We start from the raw sequence: 17303 nt of genomic DNA, 5'->3' as shown, positions 1-17303 counted from the left end.
ATCCAGCCACGACCGAGCTCGGTGAACTGCAGTTAGCTGGCTGGGGAGCGCCATCGTTCTCCTGCCGCTTGCTGGGACATGCCAGCCGCGTTGCCGATCGTCTGCCACGTTTGTCTGACAGATCGGGCGTGGGCGACGGCTTCGTAGAGTCGTTCGATTTCGGCGGCGATGCCCGCTTGCGCTTGGCGGAGCGCGACCAGCGCTTCGAGGGGAGAGGTGAACGCTGAGCCAGTGCGCACGCGCGCTCGGGGCAACGTCGCGTCGATCGCCGATGGCACGAGCAGGCTCTCCGCCGGCCGCATAGATGCGACCGGCGTCAGCATCCTCGAGCATCGAAGTCGGTCGTTGCTGCCACACCTCACCAACCCAGCTCAAACCAGCACCGACCCCAGTGGCTGTACCGGGGGCTGGCGCGCAGTTACAACACAACCGCGAACTGACGACCTCATCATCAGAGCGTTGCTCGTTGTGCCGGCTGTACCTCGGTTGCCGAGAAAACGCCGTCATTGCCGTAATTTACAAGCCTTCAAAGTCGGAAGACACCTGAACTATCAGGGGAGTCCTAATCTGCAAATCTTGCAATAGGTACATTACAAGACGACATAATCATTAGTATCGGCCAATTATCAGGCTATCGGTAGGCTAATATATAGGCTATGCTGGCCCAATGAAGACAATGTCATTAAGCGAGGCGAAAGACAAGCTCTCGGGTCTGGTCGATGAGGCTGAGTCGACGCACGAAATCATCACGATCACTCGACACGGCCGGCCGGCGGCGGTGCTGATGGCCGCCGACGATCTGGAATCGCTGCAGGAGACAGTGTTCTGGTTGTCCAAGCCTGGGATAGCCGAGTCAGTGGCGGCAGCCGAACGAGAGTATGCGGCCGGTGAGACCGTCAGTGGTGACGAGTTGCGCGCTCAGTTCGGACTGCCCTCGCAGTGACTGCCGGCTACGACATCCAGGTCAGCTCCGAAGCAATCCGTGGATTGAACCGGCTCCCAGCCAAAGTTGCCACCGCCGTCGTTGAGTTCATCACCGTGACGCTGGCGGAGAATCCGCAACGCCTGAGCAAACCCCTGCGCGGAGACTACGAAGGCTACCGCAGCGCCCGACGCGGTGACTATCGCATCCTGATCCGCATCGAGGAAGAGCAGCGGCACGTCATCGTCGTACACATCGCCCACCGCGCCCATGTCTACCGGCCACGCTAGCTCCAAAGCGTCAACCATTAGTTGACGGAATGTTTAATTATCGGACACATAATTAGGCGATAGAAACTGGTAGAACTTCATCTCAACTCGGCGCCTGCGTTCGTGTAGTTCGGGGCGTTGCAAACGGGTTAAAACGTTCAATGGAACGGTTTGTACGACCGATCCACTTCGGTGATCTTGCGGTTCAATTCTGTGAGTCGTTTGACGAGTTCGTTGTCGTCCTGGGTGACAGATTTCGGCCAGTCATAACACTCAATGATCGCCTTGTCGAGTCCCTTGTGCAGTGCCTCGTAGGGCTGGGTCCACGCCCTGCGCGTGAGGCACCTCTTTGCGATCGGTGTCGACGTGTCGCGGGTCTGCTGAGTCGAGGGATGGTGTGAGGAAGCGCAAGATCACCTCGACCCTGTCACCCTCGTGACCGACCTCATGTCCCTGTGGGCGCCTCGTCCGCTCGCACAGGGGGCCTTCTTTGACCCCTCGGCAACAGGCTCTCCCTCTGGGCGGCGGAGATTCAGGCAGGGTTGGCTTGCCGAGGCCCTCGGTTCTACCCCCGCAAGCTCGTGCCGAAGCGCACCTGTTGGCCCGGCCGCAGCTGGGCGCAGCGGTCCACATCCTGGTCCGCCACGTACGCGATGACCGGGTACCCGCCGGTCACCGGATGGTCGGCAAGGAATAGCACCGGCAGCCCTGAAGGCGGCACCTGAATCGCGCCGCGCATCATGCCCTCGCTGACCAGCTCGCCCTCCCGCACCCGGGGCAGCGGCTCACCGTCCAGCCGCACACCGACCCTGTTGGACTCGCTGGTCACCGAGTAGATCTGGGACGTGAGCAGTGCCCACGCGTCATCGTCGAACCAGTCCCGCCGCGGGCCGGTCAGCACCGGTACGGTCACCCGGTCGTTCGTCGGCTCCGGCACGGCGGCCACATCGACGCCGGGCATTGGGCGAGGTGTCGATCCGATCGGGAGCACATCCCCGGCCTCGAGCACCTTCGGGCCAAGTCCGGCAAGGATGTCGGTCGAGCGGGACCCGAGCACCGAGTCCACATCAATGCCGCCGCGGACAGCAAGGTACGTCCGCAGCCCGGCGGACGGCATACCGACCGTCAGCCGCTCGCCCGCCGCGAGGCGGAACGGCGCCAGGTGCGGGCACCCCGAGCACCGCGCGCCGGCGGTGGCCAGCACCAAGTCGCTGGTCGCCTCCACCACCAGGCCACCGTAGGTGACCTCTAGCGAGGCGAGCGTCGGATGATTGCCGATCAGCGCATTCGCTAGCCGATGGGCGCCGCGGTCGCACGCACCGGAGCGGCCGATGCCGAGGGACGCCTGGCCGCTGCGGCCGAAGTCCTGCACCGTCGTCAGCGGGCCGGGCTCGATCACGCGCAGGGCCTGCAGGTCCGGGGTCACGCTTCCTCCACGAACTTGACCGGCGCGCCGGGCACCAGCAGGGCGGGCGGGTCACGGTCCAGGTCGAAGACGTTGACCACGGCGTGCCCGATCAGCTGCCAGCCGCCGGGGGACTCCCTGGGATAGACCCCGGTGAACTCACCAGCCAGGGCGAGCGCACCCGCCGGCACCTTGGTGCGCGGGGTGGACCGTCGGGGCATGGCCCACTCAAACTTGGCACCCGCTAGGTAGCCGAAGCCGGGTGCGAACCCGCAGAAGGCCACCGTCCACTCCTCCTCCAGGTGGCGGCGCACGAGCTCCTCGGGTGAGCAGTCGAGCAGAGCTGCGGCGTCGGCAAGATCGGCTCCGTCATACACGACCGGGATCTCGACGACGGCGCCGTGGTGGCCGGTGTGCTCGCCGGGGCTCACGGCGGACAGGCGGCCGGCCAGAGACGACAAGTCGACGTCGCGGTCGGCAATGGCCAAGATCGTCCGCCCGGCCGGAACCAGGTCGAGGACGGGCAAGTCCTCCTCCCGCAACGCAGCATAGTGCGCCAAGACCTCGTCGAGAGAGTCGAACTCGAGCAGCAGGCCGTAGGTCCCGCTGGGACGGATCTGCATGGGTCAGGTGTCCTGGGTGTCCGGCTTCTGTGGGGCGAACGGCGCCAGCTCGACCCCTGCCTGCTCCAGCGCGACGCGGACCGCCCTTGCGATGTCAACCGCACCCGGGGTGTCGCCGTGCACGCAGATCGAGTCTGGCTGAAGCGTCAGCGGGTCGCCGTTGACGTCCTTGATCGGCTCGCCCGCCGCCATCGCCATGCAGCGCTGCGCGATCTGCTCCGGGTCGTGCAGCACGGAGTCCTTTTCCTTCCGGGAGACGAGGGTGCCCTCGGGGGTGTAGGCGCGGTCGGCGAAAGCCTCGCGCACGGTCTGCAGCCCCTTCTGCTCGGCGATCCTGAGCACCACCGATCCGGGCAGGCCCATCAGCACCAACGACGAGTCGTATGCCGCCACGGCCGCCACCACCGCCTTGGCCTGCTCCTCGTGGTGGACGATCGCGTTGTACAGGCCGCCGTGCGGCTTGACGTAGGTGACCGCACCGCCGGCCAGCCGGGCCAGGCCGGCCAATGCCCCGATCTGGTACATCACCTCAGCCTGCAGCGCGCCCGGGTCCATGTCGATGAAGCGGCGCCCGAAGCCGGTCAGGTCGCGGTAGGCTACGTGGGCTCCGATAGCCACCTTGTTGCGGACCGCCCGCTCGGCCACTTGCTGCATGATCACGGCGTCCCCAGCGTGGAATCCGCAGGCGACGTTTGCACTGGTGACGATCGACAGCAGAGTCTCGTCGTCGCCCATGTTCCAACTGCCGTAGCCCTCACCGAGGTCGGAGTTCAGGTCAACAGGCATGGTGGCCTCCTTAGCCGGTGACCAAGTCGATCGCGGGCTGGATCGAGTTGATCGCCAAGTATATCGTCAGCAGCCACGCCGCCGTCCCGACGGCGGCGAGCCACTTCGGGTAGTCGTAGTCCTTCAGCAGGTCGCGCCGCATCCACGCTACCCACATGATCACTCCGATCCCGACCGGCAGCAAGATGCCGTTGAAGGCACCGGCGAAGACCAAGAGCGCCTGGGGAGCGGCGCCGATGACCAAGTAGAGGGCTAGCGAGAGGGCGATGAAGCCAGCCACCAGGTAGCCGGTCAACCGCTTCGAGGTCTTCGTGCTCGAGGTGAGAAAGGTGATCGTGGTGTAGGAGCAGCCGATGACGCTGGTGAGGGCGGCGGCCGCGAAGATCAGCCCGAAGAGGCGGTAGCCGACCGCCCCGGCCGCGGCCTCGAACGCGCTCGCAGTCAAGTTGTTCTCCTCCAGAGTGGCACCGGCGTGCACAACGCCCAGGATCGCCAGGAACAGGATGATGCGCATCAGGCCGGTCACCAGGATGCCCAGGACCGCACTCTTGGTGAAGTCCCTGAGGTGGCTCGGGCCGGTGACTCCCGCGTCAATGAGCCGGTGAGCCCCGGCGTAGATGATGTAGCCACCGATGGTGCCGCCGATCAGGGTCGTGATCGCCAGTGCGCTGAACTGGTCGGGGACGACCGAGTTCTTGAGCGCATCGCCGACGGGGGGACCAGAAGTGAAGGCAACATAGAACGTCAGCAGGATCATCAGCCCCCCGAGGACGACGACGACGCGGTCCATGGCCACTCCGGCGCGCTTGGACAGGAAGACCCCCAGCGCCAGCGCGGCCAGGATGACGGCCCCCAGTTTGGGTTCCATGTCGAGCATGACGTTCATGCCGAGGCCGGCCCCGCTCACGTTGCCGATGTTGAAGACCAGGCCACCGATCAGGAGCAGCGAAGCCATGAACCAGCCAAGGCCGGGCAGGACCGCGTTGCCGAGCTCCTGGAGACGTTGCCCGGAGACCCCGATCACTCGCCAGACGTTGGTCTGGATCGCGATGTCCACGAGGATCGAGATCACGATGGCGAAGGCGAAGGCCGCCCCAAGCTTGACGGTGAAGGTGGTGGTCTGCGTGATGAAGCCCGGCCCGATCGAGGACGTGGCCATGAGGAAAATCGCACCGAGCAGGGTGCCTCTGCCGGTTGCGTTGGGCTGCTTGCGGCCCGCTGCGTCCGGAGTGGTGTTTTCGGGCATCGGAGTCCTCCGGTGTCGAGGCTTGGGTCCTGGGGACCACTGTTCGAGCTCCGAGCGTAGCCATTGTCCAACAATCTGTCTAGAGTGTTGAACAATTTGTGACCTGGTGTGAGAATGGCGGGATGAGTCAGGGGTCGACAGCGAGGGCCGTGAGTGATCAGCTCAGCGAGTGGATCACAGAGGGTCGGTTGCTGTCGGGCGCCCGGGTCTCCGAGTCGGCGCTGACTCAGCGGATGGGAGTGTCCCGCAACACGGTCCGCGAAGCGTTCCGCCTACTGGCGCACGACGGCCTGCTGGTCCACGAGTTCAACAGAGGCGTGTTCGTGCCACGCGTGAGCAGCGCGGACGTGCGCGACGTCTATCGGCTGCGGCAGATCATCGAGCCGAGCGCCGTGCGGTCGCTCACTCGTCTTGACACGCATCGGCTGAGCGGTCTGCGCGGGGTCGCTCGTGACGCTGAGGTGGCGAGGGCAGAGTCGGCCTGGGTCCGGGTCGGCACCGCCAATATGTACTTCCACCGTGGTCTCGTGGCATTGGTGGGCAGCCCGCGCCTCGACGTCACGATGCGTCGGCTGATGGCAGAGCTGCGTCTGGCCTTTTCGGTGATCGAAGACCCGCAGTCGTTGTACGAGCCTTACGTCCGGCGCAACAAGGCACTCCTCGAGCTGCTCATGGAGGGTCGATTCGCCGAGGGCGCGGACTATCTGGCCGAATATCTAGCCGACTCCGAGGGCGCGATCCTGGCAGTATTCGAGGCCCAGGAGCAGCCGGCATGAGTGATCTCGACGTGGCCGTCCCCGGCGCCGCGCCAGCCTCCGGGTCCACGGAAACCGACACGCCGGCCGGTGCGCGGTCGGCGTAACGCCGCGGCGCCGTGGTGCACACGCGCGGTCACGCGAGCGGCTTCGTCCAGGCGAACCTCGTCATACTGGCCCGTGACTGGGCCTGGGACATGCTGCTGTTCGGCCAGCGCAACCCCCAGTCGGTGCCACTGCTCGACGTCACCGAGCCCGGCTCGCGGCGCACCCGTCGCAGCCATCGCCGAAGTCCTTAACTACTCGCCGCAGACCATCGAGAAACATGCCACCGCGTCGGCCACCGCCTACGCGCAATACGTCGCTCTGCCAGTTTTAGGACGAGTTGAAATAGACGGAGGAACTCTCATTGGGCGGTGTAGATACGTTTTTGCAGGTCAGTGAGTTGTTCTAGTCGTGCGGCTGAATCAATGCTTGCCGAGCTCTTCTCGATATGTCGGTTGTCATGAAAAACTGCCCGATAACCCACGGCTACTTCATACCGTCTAGGCATGGTCGTGTGCGCGTCGCGTCGACTAGGTCGCCGCAGTCTCGTCAGTTGATCGGTATAGCGTGAGGCCGTGAAAGTCATCCTTGCGGCCAGCGCCGTCGTCACCGACGAGTCCGGCCGGATCCTGCTGGTGCAACGCGCCCATGAACCCGAAGCAGGATGCTGGACGATCCCAGGAGGTAGGGTCGAGCCCGGCGAAACCCTCCAGCACGCTGCTGCCCGCGAAACGCGCGAGGAGACCGGCATCAATGTCACGATCGGTGACGAACTGTGGAGCCTGCGGATACCGGCACCCGATGGCGGCGTCTACGCGATCCATGATTTCGCTGCGACCTACGACTCCGGTGTCGTCACCGCCGGCGACGATGCCGCTGACGCCAACTGGTTCAGTTGGGGCGAACTCGCCGAACTCCAGCTGACCGACGATCTGTTGGGCTACCTGACCCGTGCCGGGTTTCCACGCCAAGACGGCGTACCCACTGAGCGATCTGGGCACAGCGGCACGGACACGTGAAACCCCGGTGGAAAGCGCTCGCTGAGAACTGGCACTGCCGTCCCGTCTTGGCACGTCGCGCGCACGTTCGCGACTCTCAACGGCACGACCGTGCTCCAAGTGGTGCCGGCCGGTGTCGCCTGTTGGGCATAGAAGCAGAGCCTCTATTTGAAAGCCTATTGGGCTTTCAGCGTTGTTTTCGGAGTGTAAGCACCAATAGCATTTCCCTTCCATAGCTAGTTAGCTATGGAAGGGCTTTTGCCATCTCAACGATTTGGGCCGAAATGCTCTTTAGGTACGTCCACCCCGTGCACCCACATCCTCTGCCGAACAGGCTTCCCGTTGTCGGTGCAATGACTTCAGTAAGGAGCTGGCGGCGCCCTCAACCCCGACGTCGTCTCCACTAATCTTTGATCTCCACTTTCGGAGGCCGAGCCCTCGAAGCGGATCACACCGCGTGACTCGTTAGTGGTCTTAGTGGGGATGAGCCGCACCGCAGGGTCTCGGCGTAAATCAGTCAGCGCACACGAGACGCCGATGCCACAGATTGTGGCGGCGCGGAAGCGGGCAGTAAACAGGCTCACTTACCAAGCGGCACAGCTTGTATCGGTAGAATGCCGGTTTCCAGCGAACCCTCTAGATCTGTCGCAACTCTCGTTAGGATGAGGGTCAGTCGTAACTGAGGGGTGTCGGGATGGCCAAGCGTGGCTTTTTGCAGAACTGAATTACCAAGCACAACAGGCAGAGAAAAGGAAACGTCAACAGGCGGCGGCCGCGGATCGGAAAGCCCAATCAAATGCGCGGAGTGCCGAACGTTTACGCAAGGCAAGTGCCCGCACCAACGCTAGCAATCAGAAGGCCGTCGAGAGAGAAGCCAAAAGGCTCTACATTGAGGGTTACGAAGCCGAAGTAGAGGTAATGAACACCGAACTCGTGGCGGTGTATGACGACATAGACACACTCCTCGACGCGACCCTTGGGGTTGACGATTTTGTTGACCTGGAGACCTTGCGTGTTGTTGTCGCGCATCCCGACTTTCGTTCAGGAGCGCGAAACGGAAGCTCAGGCACGTAATGAAGAGTTGACGAAACTCATCAACGATTTTGCGTTCGATATGCCCCACGCTATTGAAGAGTATGTCGGCATCGTGTTATCAAACTCTGCATACCCTGAAGTGTTTCCTGTCGACTACGACCACTCGTTCGATCTGTCGGCACGTGAACTCACCTTGACCGTGACGGTGCCCGAACCAGCGTCACTACCGTCGGTGAAGGAATACCGCTATGTGAAAGCGAAAGACGACGTTGCTGAAACGCAGCTGTCCGCGAAAACACAAAAGGACCGCTACGCCGGGGCTGTACATCAGACGGCGGTGCGCACCCTTCACGAAGTGTTCGAAGCAGACCGTGCCGGCAAAATAAAGTCCATCGCGCTCACCGTCGGTGTGGACCGCATCTCACCATCGACAGGGTTGCCCGAAACGGTGCCGCTCGTACAGGTTGCAGCAGAACGTGACGCATTCAACGCTTTCGATCTGTCCCAAGTGGTCGCGCAAGCCACCCTTGAACATTTGGGTGCCGCCATATCGAAGAACGCACTAGAGCTGTCCCCTGCTGACACAGGCCGGGGCGTCCGGCAACGGAAAAGCTGATGCGTTTCAACCCACCACCTGGGTGGCCTAAACCACCCGAAGGTTGGCAGCCTCCTGACGGTTGGACCCCGGACCCGTCCTGGCCCGAACCACCGGCCGGCTGGCAACTCTGGATCGCAGAGGGCACGGACGCTAAGCCCGAGAAAGTGCGGAAATTAGCGATACCTCTGACGAGAGCCCTTCCACGACGGCTGCGGCATCTGGCGGCAGTGGTACCCCTGCTGCAGAAGTTCCGGAGTACGCGGCACTGTTGGCTCGCATCAACCACCTGGAGCAGGCGTTGGCTGCGGCCAAGGAAATGGATGTGGAAACGGTTGTCGAACTGGACGACCAGCGGGCTCTTCAAGATGCCGGTATTTACCGCTACCACCACCCTTTGGAGGACGCAGCCGCGTATGAGGAACGGCTCGCAGCAGTGAATGCACGCATTGACGAGTTCGTGAAAACCAGAACAGCTGTCCAGGCATCCGACCTGTTCACCTTCGACGGCTCGTTGGCTAAAGGCCGCAAGATGACGGCCGACTTCTCCAGGCTCATGCTGCGCGCCTACAACGCAGAAGCCGACAACTGTGTCCGAACCCTCCGATCGGGAAATGTACGGACAGCGAAAACTCGGCTCGAGCGTGCAATGACTGCTATCGAAAAGCTCGGCGCCATCATGGCGATGCGGGTCAGCCCCGACTACCACCAGGTGCGGGTCGAAGAGTTGGAACTAACAGCAGACTTCCAGATGAAGGCCCAGGAGGAGCGCGAACGGGCACGTGAAGAACGCGCTGAACTACGTGAGCAGCGCAAGGTCGAGGCTGAGCTCGCTGCCGAACGCGTACGGCTCGATAAGGAACATTCCCATTATGTCGGTGTTCTCGAAGCACTCAGAGCCAAAGGTGACGATGTCGCTGCAGACGAGCTGGAGGTTAGGCTCCGCGAAATAGATGCAGCTATTGAGGCGAACGACTACCGTGCAGCGAATATTCGTGCGGGCTACGTCTACGTCATCTCTAACCTGGGCGCGTTCGGACCTAACATGGTAAAGATCGGCATGACCCGCAGGCTGGAGCCACACGACAGGGTGAAGGAACTCGGAGATGCATCGGTGCCGTTCCGATACGACACACATGCCCTGTTTTTCTCTGATGACGCGGTAAGCCTAGAGAACGAACTCCATAAAGCTTTCGGGGAGCGTCGTGTGAACCACGTGAACGCGCGGCGCGAATTCTTCTTCGCCACGCCAGCAGAGGTCCGAGCAATCCTTGTCGAGAAGTTTGGCGGGGTGGGGGAGGGCGACTAGATCCGTCGTGGCCGATCAGGATGCGCGTCACTTCGGCTCCAGAAGGACGCCTGCCCACAACTGGCTGCTGTTCTCCACGGGTTCGGTGGAGCTGCTCTCACGACGACAGCCGACGGGCCTCCGGCGCCAAGCACCTACAGTGAGTTGGGCACAGACGACTAGGCAGACACCTGCAGGAGGATTATGAGTTCGGGCATGCAGCTCCAGAAGGAAGACTTCGGAGAGATCTACGACCAGCCGGACCCGCGGACGTACTTCGCCAAACTCCAACCGTTCGACTACGTGATCCCCCAGCACGGCGCCGACCTCTTCACCCGGCTGCTGGAGGCCCGCGGCACTGCGGCCAAACAGCGGCCACGGATTCTCGATGTGTGTTGCTCCTACGGCGTCGTCTCAACCCTGATGAAGACCAAGCTCGACGTCGCCGACGTTTACGACCACTACCGCGAGGCCGCCGAGCAGGACCTGACCACGGTGGAGCTCATCGAGGCGGACCAGCGTCTGCTCAAGGAGTACGCCGTACCCGACCCCGCAGTCGTGGTCGGCTTGGACGTGGCCGCCAACGCTGTCGAGTACGCCGTGGCGACGGGCTCGCTCGACGCCGGATTCGCGGAGAACCTCGAGGTCGACCCGGCCTCCCCCGAGCTCACCTCGCTGGTCTCCGAGGTGGACCTGATCACCACGACCGGTGGCGTCGGCTACGTGACCGAGCGGACCTTCCAACAGCTCATCAATGCGGCTCCCGACGACGTCTGGGTGGCCTCGTTATGCCTGCGCACTTACGACTACGGGCCGATCATCGATTCCCTCGACGACCACGGGCTGCAGACCGAGCGGCTGCCACAGACCTTTCCACAGCGCCGGTTCACCGGACCCGACGAGCGGGAGTGGGCGATGGCGCAGGTACGCGAACTCGGCGTCGACCCAGAAGGCAAGGAGACCGAGGGGTACTACCACGCAGACTTCTACCTCTCGCGCCCCACCGACGAGGTCCACGACAAGCCATTGGCCGAGCTCTTCCCGGAGTTGTACGGGTCCGCTTCCTGACTTCACTGTCACTCGAGTCTGGCCAGACCCCGATCCTTCGACAAGTGTCTAGTAGCCGCATATGCACCAGTCAACTCTGAGAGAGGTTGGGAATTTCTGTGCCACGGTCGGCGGCGACGTTGTCGGTAACGATCCACGGCACGGGGTGTGGACTGGTCGAGGCCGGCCCATGAGTCCAGCAAGCGGGGGCCTCATTTTTGAGTGGCAACTAATTCGTACGGCATGCGGAGCAGTTGCTTCGCGTATCGAACGGCAGCCAAGGTGCCATTCTCTGTAATCGACGCTATCTCGTCTGCGCGGTCCGCGCCCATGTCATTGATCCTGTCTACCCACGGGCGCATCTTCTTTGTTGGACGAGCGTTGCTCCGTGCATCCCCGGCGATGATTGTCAGCTTTCTTCCGGGCCACAGTTCGCGCTGGCTGCAAGAACCCATGCACCAGTGTTAGCTAACAGAATCCGCCCATAGCGTTCGTTGGGCAGGCTTGCGTGAGCGAATCATTGGGCACGTTGTGGGCACGCAACTCATTTGTCTCACCTATTGAGCCTGGATTTAGTCTGCAATCTCGGTGAAAACTACGTTGTGCCGATGACAGGACTTGAACCTGCACGCTCGAAAGCACAGGTTCCTAAGACCTGCGTGTCTACCAATTCCACCACATCGGCGCGGACCAGAATCGGCCCTTGTGTGACTTCGACAGAGTCTAGACGGGCACCGATTCGATGACGAAATCGGCTGTCAGTGGTCGCGGCTAGATTGAAAGTATGGAGCAGACGCAGCGACCCGAGAGCGCAGTGATCCTAGACCGGATCAGCGTTGCCGAACGGGTGCGCGCCGAGGCTGAGGCTGAGGTCGCTCGACTGATGCTCAGCTATGAAGACGAGATCAAGCGCGAAGCACAAAAGCATGACAATCAGAAGATCAGCGCGATGGAGGTCTCATTCGCTGCCGACGAGCTCGCGCTGGTGTTGCTCATGCCGACCCGAACCGTTCAGCAGCGATTGGCGCAATTGCGCCGGGTCAGGACGACGATGCCGTGCACGTGGCTCGCATTTCGGCGTGGCGAAATTGACGCCTACCGGACTCAACTGATCGCACAGGCCAGTGCCAAACTCGTTCATCCCGATTCTGTGCTGAGCTTCGATGAGCGGGCCGGCCATTACGCAGGCGGCCATACGACCGCCCAGTTGCGTAGCTGGTGCAATCGATTCATCGCTCGCACGGAGCCCGACGAACGACAGCGGCGCAGAACGCGAGAGTGGAGCGAGCGTTCAGCCTGGTTCGGCCATGGGCCCGACGGCATTTCCTGTCTTCATGCGGTCATGGGCACCACCGACGCATTACGTCTGGATGTCCGGCTCAGCACGATGGCCGCACAACGGTCGGACAACAATCCAGACCTCAACATCGAGCAGGCTCGCGCCGATGTGGTTGCGGGCCTGTTGTTCGGCCGCATCGATCTCAACGGGGAGCCGACTGGTCGGGCTCGCGCGGGCGCCACGATTGGCGTTGTCGTGCCGGTGCTCTCATTGGCCGGTCTGACCGACCAGCCAGGCGAAACATTTGACGGCCAAGTCATGATCGATGCCGACACAGTACGAGAGCTGGCCGCCGAGAAAGGCAGTCTTTTCTATCGGGTCTTCACCGATCCGCTCGGGCGCATCCTCGATGTGGCCGAACTCGGCCGCTACGCGTCGAAAAGACTCCGCATAGCGACGCAGATCCGCGACGGCACGTGTGCCTTCCCGACCTGCAGCCGTCCTGCTAGCGAGTCCGACCTAGATCATGTGGAGCCGCTTCCGGGCGGAGCCACAGCAGGGTGGAATCACCGCCATTTGTGCCGACGGCATCATCGCTTCAAGACCTACCGGATTGCTGAGACATCGATGGTCGGCAGCCGCCATACGTGGCATTTGCCCAGCGGCGTGAGCATTGATTCGGAGCAGCGCCGCTACGACTCTCGATGCGACATCAGGCCGTCACATTTCGAAGCGGACTTCGCCAGCTGGATCGTTGAATGGAGCGGGGCGTAACGACCGTCTCAGGCGTCGAGACCGAGGTCACGCCGTAATTTTGCGACGTGACCGGTGGCCTTGACGTTGTATTGCGCGAGCTCGATCTTGCCCTCGGCATCGACGACAAACGTCGAACGAATGACACCTTCGACAACTTTGCCGTAGAGCTTCTTCTCGCCGAAAGCGCCATAAGCGTCGAGTACCTCGCGCTCGGGATCGGACAACAACTCGATCGTTAGGCCGTCACGTTCGCGGAATTTTGCCAATTTCGCTGGTTTGTCGGGCGAGATGCCGAGAACGGTGAAGCCTTCAGCTTTGAATCGATCGATCGACTCACTGAAATCGCAGGCCTGTTTTGTGCAGCCGGGTGTCATTGCGGCTGGGTAGAAATAGACGATCGTCTTTTGTCCATGGGAGTCGGCCAGACTGACGCTCTCGCCGGTGTCGGAGGTTAGGGTGAAATCGGGTGCGGTGTCGCCGGGCTGCAGTCGTAGGCTCATAGGCCCTATCCTTGCTCATGGGTGTTCGCCACCCGCCAAGGACACTGATTTCCGCACGTGCTGAGCGTGGGGTATCCCAAGGAGTGAGGCAGAACGTGGGCAAGAACGATGAACTGCTCGACGACATCGAAGAGATTCGCGAGCGATTGGCGGGAACGGTCGACGAGCTGATCATTCGGACCAATCCCAAGAACATCGCGCAACGACGCCTCGAAGACATCAAGGCACACTTCGTGGACGAACACGGATCGCCGCGACTGGAAAACATCATCCCGATTGCCGCCGGCGCCGTCGCGATCATCGGTGCCCTCGTCATGATCCGCAAAATCGTGCGCTGACACCGGTATGAGCGAGAAGCTGCCGATCCGGATGCTGCACGATCGGCGTTCAAACGGTGGCATCATTATTCTGGCGACCGCTGCACTTGGCAAACGACTTGCCATGGAACGGATCGAGGAAGGCCAAACGGGCCTCTACCTATGAGTCAGCTACCTATGAGTCAGTCCGCATGACTGGCGAACGTGCTTATTTCTTACGGACATTGGCACGAGGACAACGCGGCCTGAGTTTCAAGGATCGATTGCAAACACTCCGGCGGCGCTGGCGACTGCTGCTTCAGCTCTCGGTTGCGACCGGTCTCGCCTGGCTGATTGCGCTCGAAGTACTCGGCCACCAGCAACCCTTCTTCGCGCCGATCGCCGCCGTCATCGCGATCATGGCTGGGGGCGGGCAGCGCCATCGCGCCGCGATCGAGTTGGTGCTCGGTGTATCGGTGGGAATCCTCGTCGGTGAACTCCTGATCCATGCCATTGGCCGGGGCTCATGGCAGATCTCAGTTGTTGTCGCGTTGACTATTGTCGTCGGAACGATGCTCGGGCTCAAAGGTCTCGCTCTGACTCAATCGATCACGTCGGCGATACTGCTGGCTGCGGTCGTCCCGTTTGCGGTCACGACGAATCCAGCTGTCACCCGCTTCCTTGATGCGCTTGTCGGTGGCTTGATCGGCTTCGGTATGACGCTGGTTGTGCCACGTAACCCGATTCGCGACATCGATCGGGAGGTCCAGTCGATCCTGAGCGATCTGGCCGGGGTTCTCGGGCAGATCGCGGCGGCCCTGCGTACTGCGGACCGACGCGGCGCCGACCGGGTCCTGTTGCGGGTGCGCAACATGCAGCCTGCCGTCGAGAATATGATCGCAACCGCCAACAACGCTCGCGAGATTGCTCGAATGTCGCCGCTGCGGTGGAAGCAGCGCGACCACGTCGAGGCCTATTTCGCCTCGATCACCAACATTGATCACGCCGTACGTGATTCGCGCGTGCTGGCGCGGCGCGTGAGCACACTCTTGCGGCACGGTGAGGTGCCGCCAGCCGATGTGCCGACTGCGATCGACGCACTGGGCAAGGCGGTACGAATTTTCGCTGGAGACTTGGGCGAGCGAGATGACTTCGATCGGGCGCGGGTCGAGCTCATCCAGGCCGCGCGCATGGCGACGCTCGCATTGCCTGAGGCCGCCTCGATCAGCATGGGCGCGACCATCGCCCAGGTGCGGGCGACTGCCGCGGACCTCCTGTTCGCCAGCGGCATGACTCGTGATGAGTTGGATGAGTTGCTTGACTTTGATTGAGATCGTTTCGTCGTCGACAAATCATTGAACTAGCGTCACGACGAGTTTGCCGTGTGTTCGTCTGCCTCTGATGCTCTGAAGCCAACAGTTCATCAGCAGACAGGACACGGCATGAAGAAATTGACACGATCGGTTTTCGGCGCATCAGCGGCGGGGATTGTCTTACTCGGCACCGCTGTAACTGCGACGGCTGGCGGGCAGCTCAGTCTCGCCGAACACGGGGGCGCTCAACGTAATCACGGGGACCGGACTAACGCACTGCGCCATGCGATCGACGGCGGCAAGGCCAAGAATGTCATCCTGCTCATTGGCGACGGTATGGGTGATTCGGAGATCACCTCGGCGCGCAATTATCAGGTCGGCGCGGGTGGCCGATTCGCTGGGATCGATGCGCTGCCCGTCACGGGTCAGTACACGACGTTCTCACTGACCAAAGACGGAAAGCCCGATTACGTACCCGACTCGGCAGCAACCGGATCGGCCTGGGCGACCGGCACCAAAACCTACGACAATGCGATCTCGGTTGACCTCGATGGCAAGCCACAAAAAACGTTGCTGGAGCTTGCGAAAGCGCGTGGTCTCAAGACCGGCAACGTGTCGACCGGCGAGATTGAGGACGCCACACCGGCAGTCCAAGCCGCACATATCTCGGCGCGATCTTGCTATGGCCCCGAAGTCACCTCGAAGATCTGTGCGCATGAGGCGCTCGAGAATGGTGGCCTCGGGTCGATCGCCGAACAGTTTCTCAGTACCCGAGCCGATGTGACTTTGGGCGGTGGCGCGAAGACATTCGAGGAGAAAGCAAAGGCCGGCAAGTGGAAGGGCCGGACATTGCGTGACCAGGCCGATGATCGCGGCTACCAACTGGTGTCCGACCGAGCCGGGTTAAAGCAGATCAGGGCGGCCAACCAGAAGAAGCCACTCCTCGGCCTGTTTAGCGAAAAGAATATGCCGGTGCGATGGACCGGCCCGGCAGCGACCCCAACCGGTGGCAGCCAACCGGCCCAGCGGTGCGCAGAGAATCCGGACCGAGCGTCGACCCAACCCTCGCTCGCAGACATGACCGGCAAAGCTATCCAGCTCCTCAAGAACGACAAGAACGACAAGCGCGGCAAGTGGGGCAAACGCGGCAAGGGATTCTTCCTGCAGGTTGAAGGCGCCAGTATCGACAAGCAGGACCATGCAGCGAACGCCTGCGGTCAGATCGGTGAAGTCATCGATCTCGACGAAGCGGTTCAGGCTGCGCTCGCCTTCGCCAGGAAGGACGGCAACACGAGCGTTTTCGTGACGGCAGACCACGCTCATACGAGCCAGATCGTCGAGACTGGCGGGAACACACCGGGTCTGACAGCGACGCTCAAGACCAATGAGGGTGCCCCGATGACGATCTCCTACGGCACTGCCGCTGCTGGCAAGTCGCAACAGCACACCGGTAGTCAGCTGCGCATCGCCGGCTTCGGCCCGCAGGCCGCCAACGTAGCGGGGCTGACCGATCAGAGTGACCTGTTCTTCACCATCGCCCGGGCGTTGGGTCTGCAGCGAGTGCATTGATTGAAAAATTGCGTAGACGGTGAAGTGCAAACGATGTGCAAAATAGGTTATGTTGTTTCAACGCACATCGAAGAAGGAGGTGGACCCGTGAACATGAATATCGCCAAGACAGCCTTTAACCGAGGACTCGTCGCGCCGTTTGCCGGTCCGATCTCTGGAGTAGTGCCGCCTGAATAAGCCATCGTCGTATGGCTTTGCCAAGCCTCTCCGGGTCTTTCCGGAGAGGCTTTTTCTATGTCCCGATCAACCACTGTCCCGATCAACCACTGTCCCGATCAACCACTTCAGTTACGAAAGGAGGCGTGTCATGACTATTCAATTTGCAAATCAGATCATGCCCGCTAGCACCATCGAACCCACCCATCCGACCCTCGATACGGATCGAAAGGGGGTGAACAACGTGGCAATATTTGAATCATTGCGCAGTCGCCCACTGAGCCGACGGAACCTTCCTCCGGAACGGTCCGAAATCGAGAAGGCTCTCCTTCGTGAGTCCGTGAACCAGCGCCGTCAACAGTTAGCGGACAATGCGGCGGTCCTGGCCGCTTTGCATGGCGTCCGCATGTTCCGGTGATC

21 protein-coding genes and 1 tRNA gene are annotated in these 17303 nt (G+C 61.9%); 14 read left to right on the top strand and 8 right to left on the bottom strand.

The window, feature by feature from the left end; all coding sequences use genetic code 11:
- Positions 1-32: 32 nt before the first annotated feature.
- The gene (locus tag AC2YB9_RS13660) at positions 33-302 is read right to left on the bottom strand and encodes a hypothetical protein (protein ID WP_487265885.1); all 270 of its coding nucleotides are present in this window, start codon (positions 300-302) and stop codon (positions 33-35) included.
- Between the two features lie 365 nt (positions 303-667).
- On the opposite strand from AC2YB9_RS13660, the gene AC2YB9_RS13655 reads away from it, so the two are divergent.
- Together AC2YB9_RS13655 and AC2YB9_RS13650 are read left to right on the top strand one after the other, a co-directional pair.
- Positions 668-943, top strand: coding sequence for a type II toxin-antitoxin system Phd/YefM family antitoxin (locus AC2YB9_RS13655; RefSeq protein WP_487265884.1), 276 nt, complete (start codon positions 668-670; stop codon positions 941-943).
- Positions 940-1212 (top strand): type II toxin-antitoxin system RelE family toxin, encoded by a 273-nt coding sequence (locus AC2YB9_RS13650; RefSeq protein ID WP_487265883.1) that lies wholly within the window; start codon positions 940-942, stop codon positions 1210-1212. Before AC2YB9_RS13655 ends, AC2YB9_RS13650 begins: the two co-directional genes overlap by 4 nt.
- A gap of 544 nt (positions 1213-1756) precedes the next feature.
- Here AC2YB9_RS13650 and AC2YB9_RS13645 read toward each other — a convergent pair.
- The 4 genes from AC2YB9_RS13645 to AC2YB9_RS13630 are packed head-to-tail and all read right to left on the bottom strand — an operon-like array spanning position 1757 to position 5251.
- The gene (locus tag AC2YB9_RS13645) at positions 1757-2617 is read right to left on the bottom strand and encodes a 5-oxoprolinase subunit C family protein (protein WP_487265882.1); all 861 of its coding nucleotides are present in this window, start codon (positions 2615-2617) and stop codon (positions 1757-1759) included.
- The gene (locus AC2YB9_RS13640; protein WP_487265881.1) at positions 2614-3219 is read right to left on the bottom strand and encodes a 5-oxoprolinase subunit B family protein; all 606 of its coding nucleotides are present in this window, start codon (positions 3217-3219) and stop codon (positions 2614-2616) included. Before AC2YB9_RS13640 ends, AC2YB9_RS13645 begins: the two co-directional genes overlap by 4 nt.
- A 3-nt stretch (positions 3220-3222) precedes the next feature.
- On the bottom strand, positions 3223-4005 hold the full coding sequence (locus AC2YB9_RS13635; RefSeq protein WP_487265880.1) for a LamB/YcsF family protein: 783 nt from the start codon (positions 4003-4005) through the stop codon (positions 3223-3225).
- Positions 4006-4015: 10 nt separating this feature from the next.
- Positions 4016-5251: an NRAMP family divalent metal transporter gene (locus AC2YB9_RS13630; protein WP_487265879.1), complete on the bottom strand. Its 1236-nt coding sequence runs from the start codon at positions 5249-5251 to the stop codon at positions 4016-4018.
- A gap of 149 nt (positions 5252-5400) precedes the next feature.
- Here AC2YB9_RS13630 and AC2YB9_RS13625 point away from each other — a divergent pair, with 149 nt between their 5' ends.
- The 3 genes from AC2YB9_RS13625 (at position 5401) to AC2YB9_RS13615 (ending at position 7070) form a co-directional block, all read left to right on the top strand.
- Positions 5401-6027 carry a GntR family transcriptional regulator gene (locus AC2YB9_RS13625; RefSeq protein ID WP_487265878.1) on the top strand — a complete coding sequence of 209 codons (627 nt, stop codon included), beginning with the start codon at positions 5401-5403 and terminating at the stop codon, positions 6025-6027.
- A 98-nt stretch (positions 6028-6125) separates the two neighbouring features.
- Positions 6126-6305 (top strand): hypothetical protein, encoded by a 180-nt coding sequence (locus AC2YB9_RS13620; protein ID WP_487265877.1) that lies wholly within the window; start codon positions 6126-6128, stop codon positions 6303-6305.
- Positions 6306-6626: 321 nt separating this feature from the next.
- Positions 6627-7070: an NUDIX hydrolase gene (locus AC2YB9_RS13615; RefSeq protein ID WP_487265876.1), complete on the top strand. Its 444-nt coding sequence runs from the start codon at positions 6627-6629 to the stop codon at positions 7068-7070.
- A gap of 795 nt (positions 7071-7865) precedes the next feature.
- Here AC2YB9_RS13615 and AC2YB9_RS13610 read toward each other — a convergent pair.
- Positions 7866-8078: a hypothetical protein gene (locus AC2YB9_RS13610; RefSeq protein ID WP_487265875.1), complete on the bottom strand. Its 213-nt coding sequence runs from the start codon at positions 8076-8078 to the stop codon at positions 7866-7868.
- On the opposite strand from AC2YB9_RS13610, the gene AC2YB9_RS13605 reads away from it, so the two are divergent.
- From AC2YB9_RS13605 to AC2YB9_RS13595, 3 genes are all read left to right on the top strand, one after another.
- Positions 8062-8700 (top strand): hypothetical protein, encoded by a 639-nt coding sequence (locus AC2YB9_RS13605; RefSeq protein ID WP_487265874.1) that lies wholly within the window; start codon positions 8062-8064, stop codon positions 8698-8700. The genes AC2YB9_RS13610 and AC2YB9_RS13605 overlap by 17 nt on opposite strands.
- Before the next feature lie 250 nt (positions 8701-8950).
- Positions 8951-9988, top strand: coding sequence for an SNIPE associated domain-containing protein (locus AC2YB9_RS13600; RefSeq protein WP_487265873.1), 1038 nt, complete (start codon positions 8951-8953; stop codon positions 9986-9988).
- Positions 9989-10171: 183 nt separating this feature from the next.
- The gene (locus tag AC2YB9_RS13595; RefSeq protein WP_487265872.1) at positions 10172-11035 is read left to right on the top strand and encodes a hypothetical protein; all 864 of its coding nucleotides are present in this window, start codon (positions 10172-10174) and stop codon (positions 11033-11035) included.
- Positions 11036-11617: 582 nt separating this feature from the next.
- Here AC2YB9_RS13595 and AC2YB9_RS13590 read toward each other — a convergent pair.
- Positions 11618-11699: transfer RNA gene (locus tag AC2YB9_RS13590), tRNA-Leu, on the bottom strand.
- A gap of 99 nt (positions 11700-11798) precedes the next feature.
- On the opposite strand from AC2YB9_RS13590, the gene AC2YB9_RS13585 reads away from it, so the two are divergent.
- Entirely contained in the window at positions 11799-13067 is a 1269-nt protein-coding gene (locus AC2YB9_RS13585) for a DUF222 domain-containing protein (RefSeq protein WP_487265871.1), read from the top strand.
- An 8-nt stretch (positions 13068-13075) separates the two neighbouring features.
- Here the strand turns inward: AC2YB9_RS13585 and bcp are convergent, their stop codons facing one another.
- Entirely contained in the window at positions 13076-13549 is a 474-nt protein-coding gene (bcp, locus tag AC2YB9_RS13580; protein ID WP_487265870.1) for a thioredoxin-dependent thiol peroxidase, read from the bottom strand.
- A 95-nt stretch (positions 13550-13644) separates the two neighbouring features.
- Between bcp and AC2YB9_RS13575 the strand changes: the two genes are divergently transcribed.
- The 5 genes from AC2YB9_RS13575 (at position 13645) to AC2YB9_RS13555 (ending at position 17301) form a co-directional block, all read left to right on the top strand.
- Entirely contained in the window at positions 13645-13887 is a 243-nt protein-coding gene (locus tag AC2YB9_RS13575; RefSeq protein ID WP_487265869.1) for a DUF3618 domain-containing protein, read from the top strand.
- Between the two features lie 7 nt (positions 13888-13894).
- Positions 13895-14032, top strand: coding sequence for a hypothetical protein (locus AC2YB9_RS13570; RefSeq protein ID WP_487265868.1), 138 nt, complete (start codon positions 13895-13897; stop codon positions 14030-14032).
- Between the two features lie 25 nt (positions 14033-14057).
- Positions 14058-15176 (top strand): FUSC family protein, encoded by a 1119-nt coding sequence (locus AC2YB9_RS13565; RefSeq protein WP_487265867.1) that lies wholly within the window; start codon positions 14058-14060, stop codon positions 15174-15176.
- A 111-nt stretch (positions 15177-15287) separates the two neighbouring features.
- On the top strand, positions 15288-16727 hold the full coding sequence (phoA, locus tag AC2YB9_RS13560) for an alkaline phosphatase (protein ID WP_487265866.1): 1440 nt from the start codon (positions 15288-15290) through the stop codon (positions 16725-16727).
- Between the two features lie 307 nt (positions 16728-17034).
- Positions 17035-17301: a hypothetical protein gene (locus AC2YB9_RS13555; protein ID WP_487265865.1), complete on the top strand. Its 267-nt coding sequence runs from the start codon at positions 17035-17037 to the stop codon at positions 17299-17301.
- Positions 17302-17303: the final 2 nt, after the last annotated feature.

The organism is Aeromicrobium changchenzhani (genome assembly GCF_057586615.1).
The sequence above is the reverse complement of the archived record's forward strand: the minus strand, read 5'-3'. Positions and strand labels throughout refer to the sequence as shown.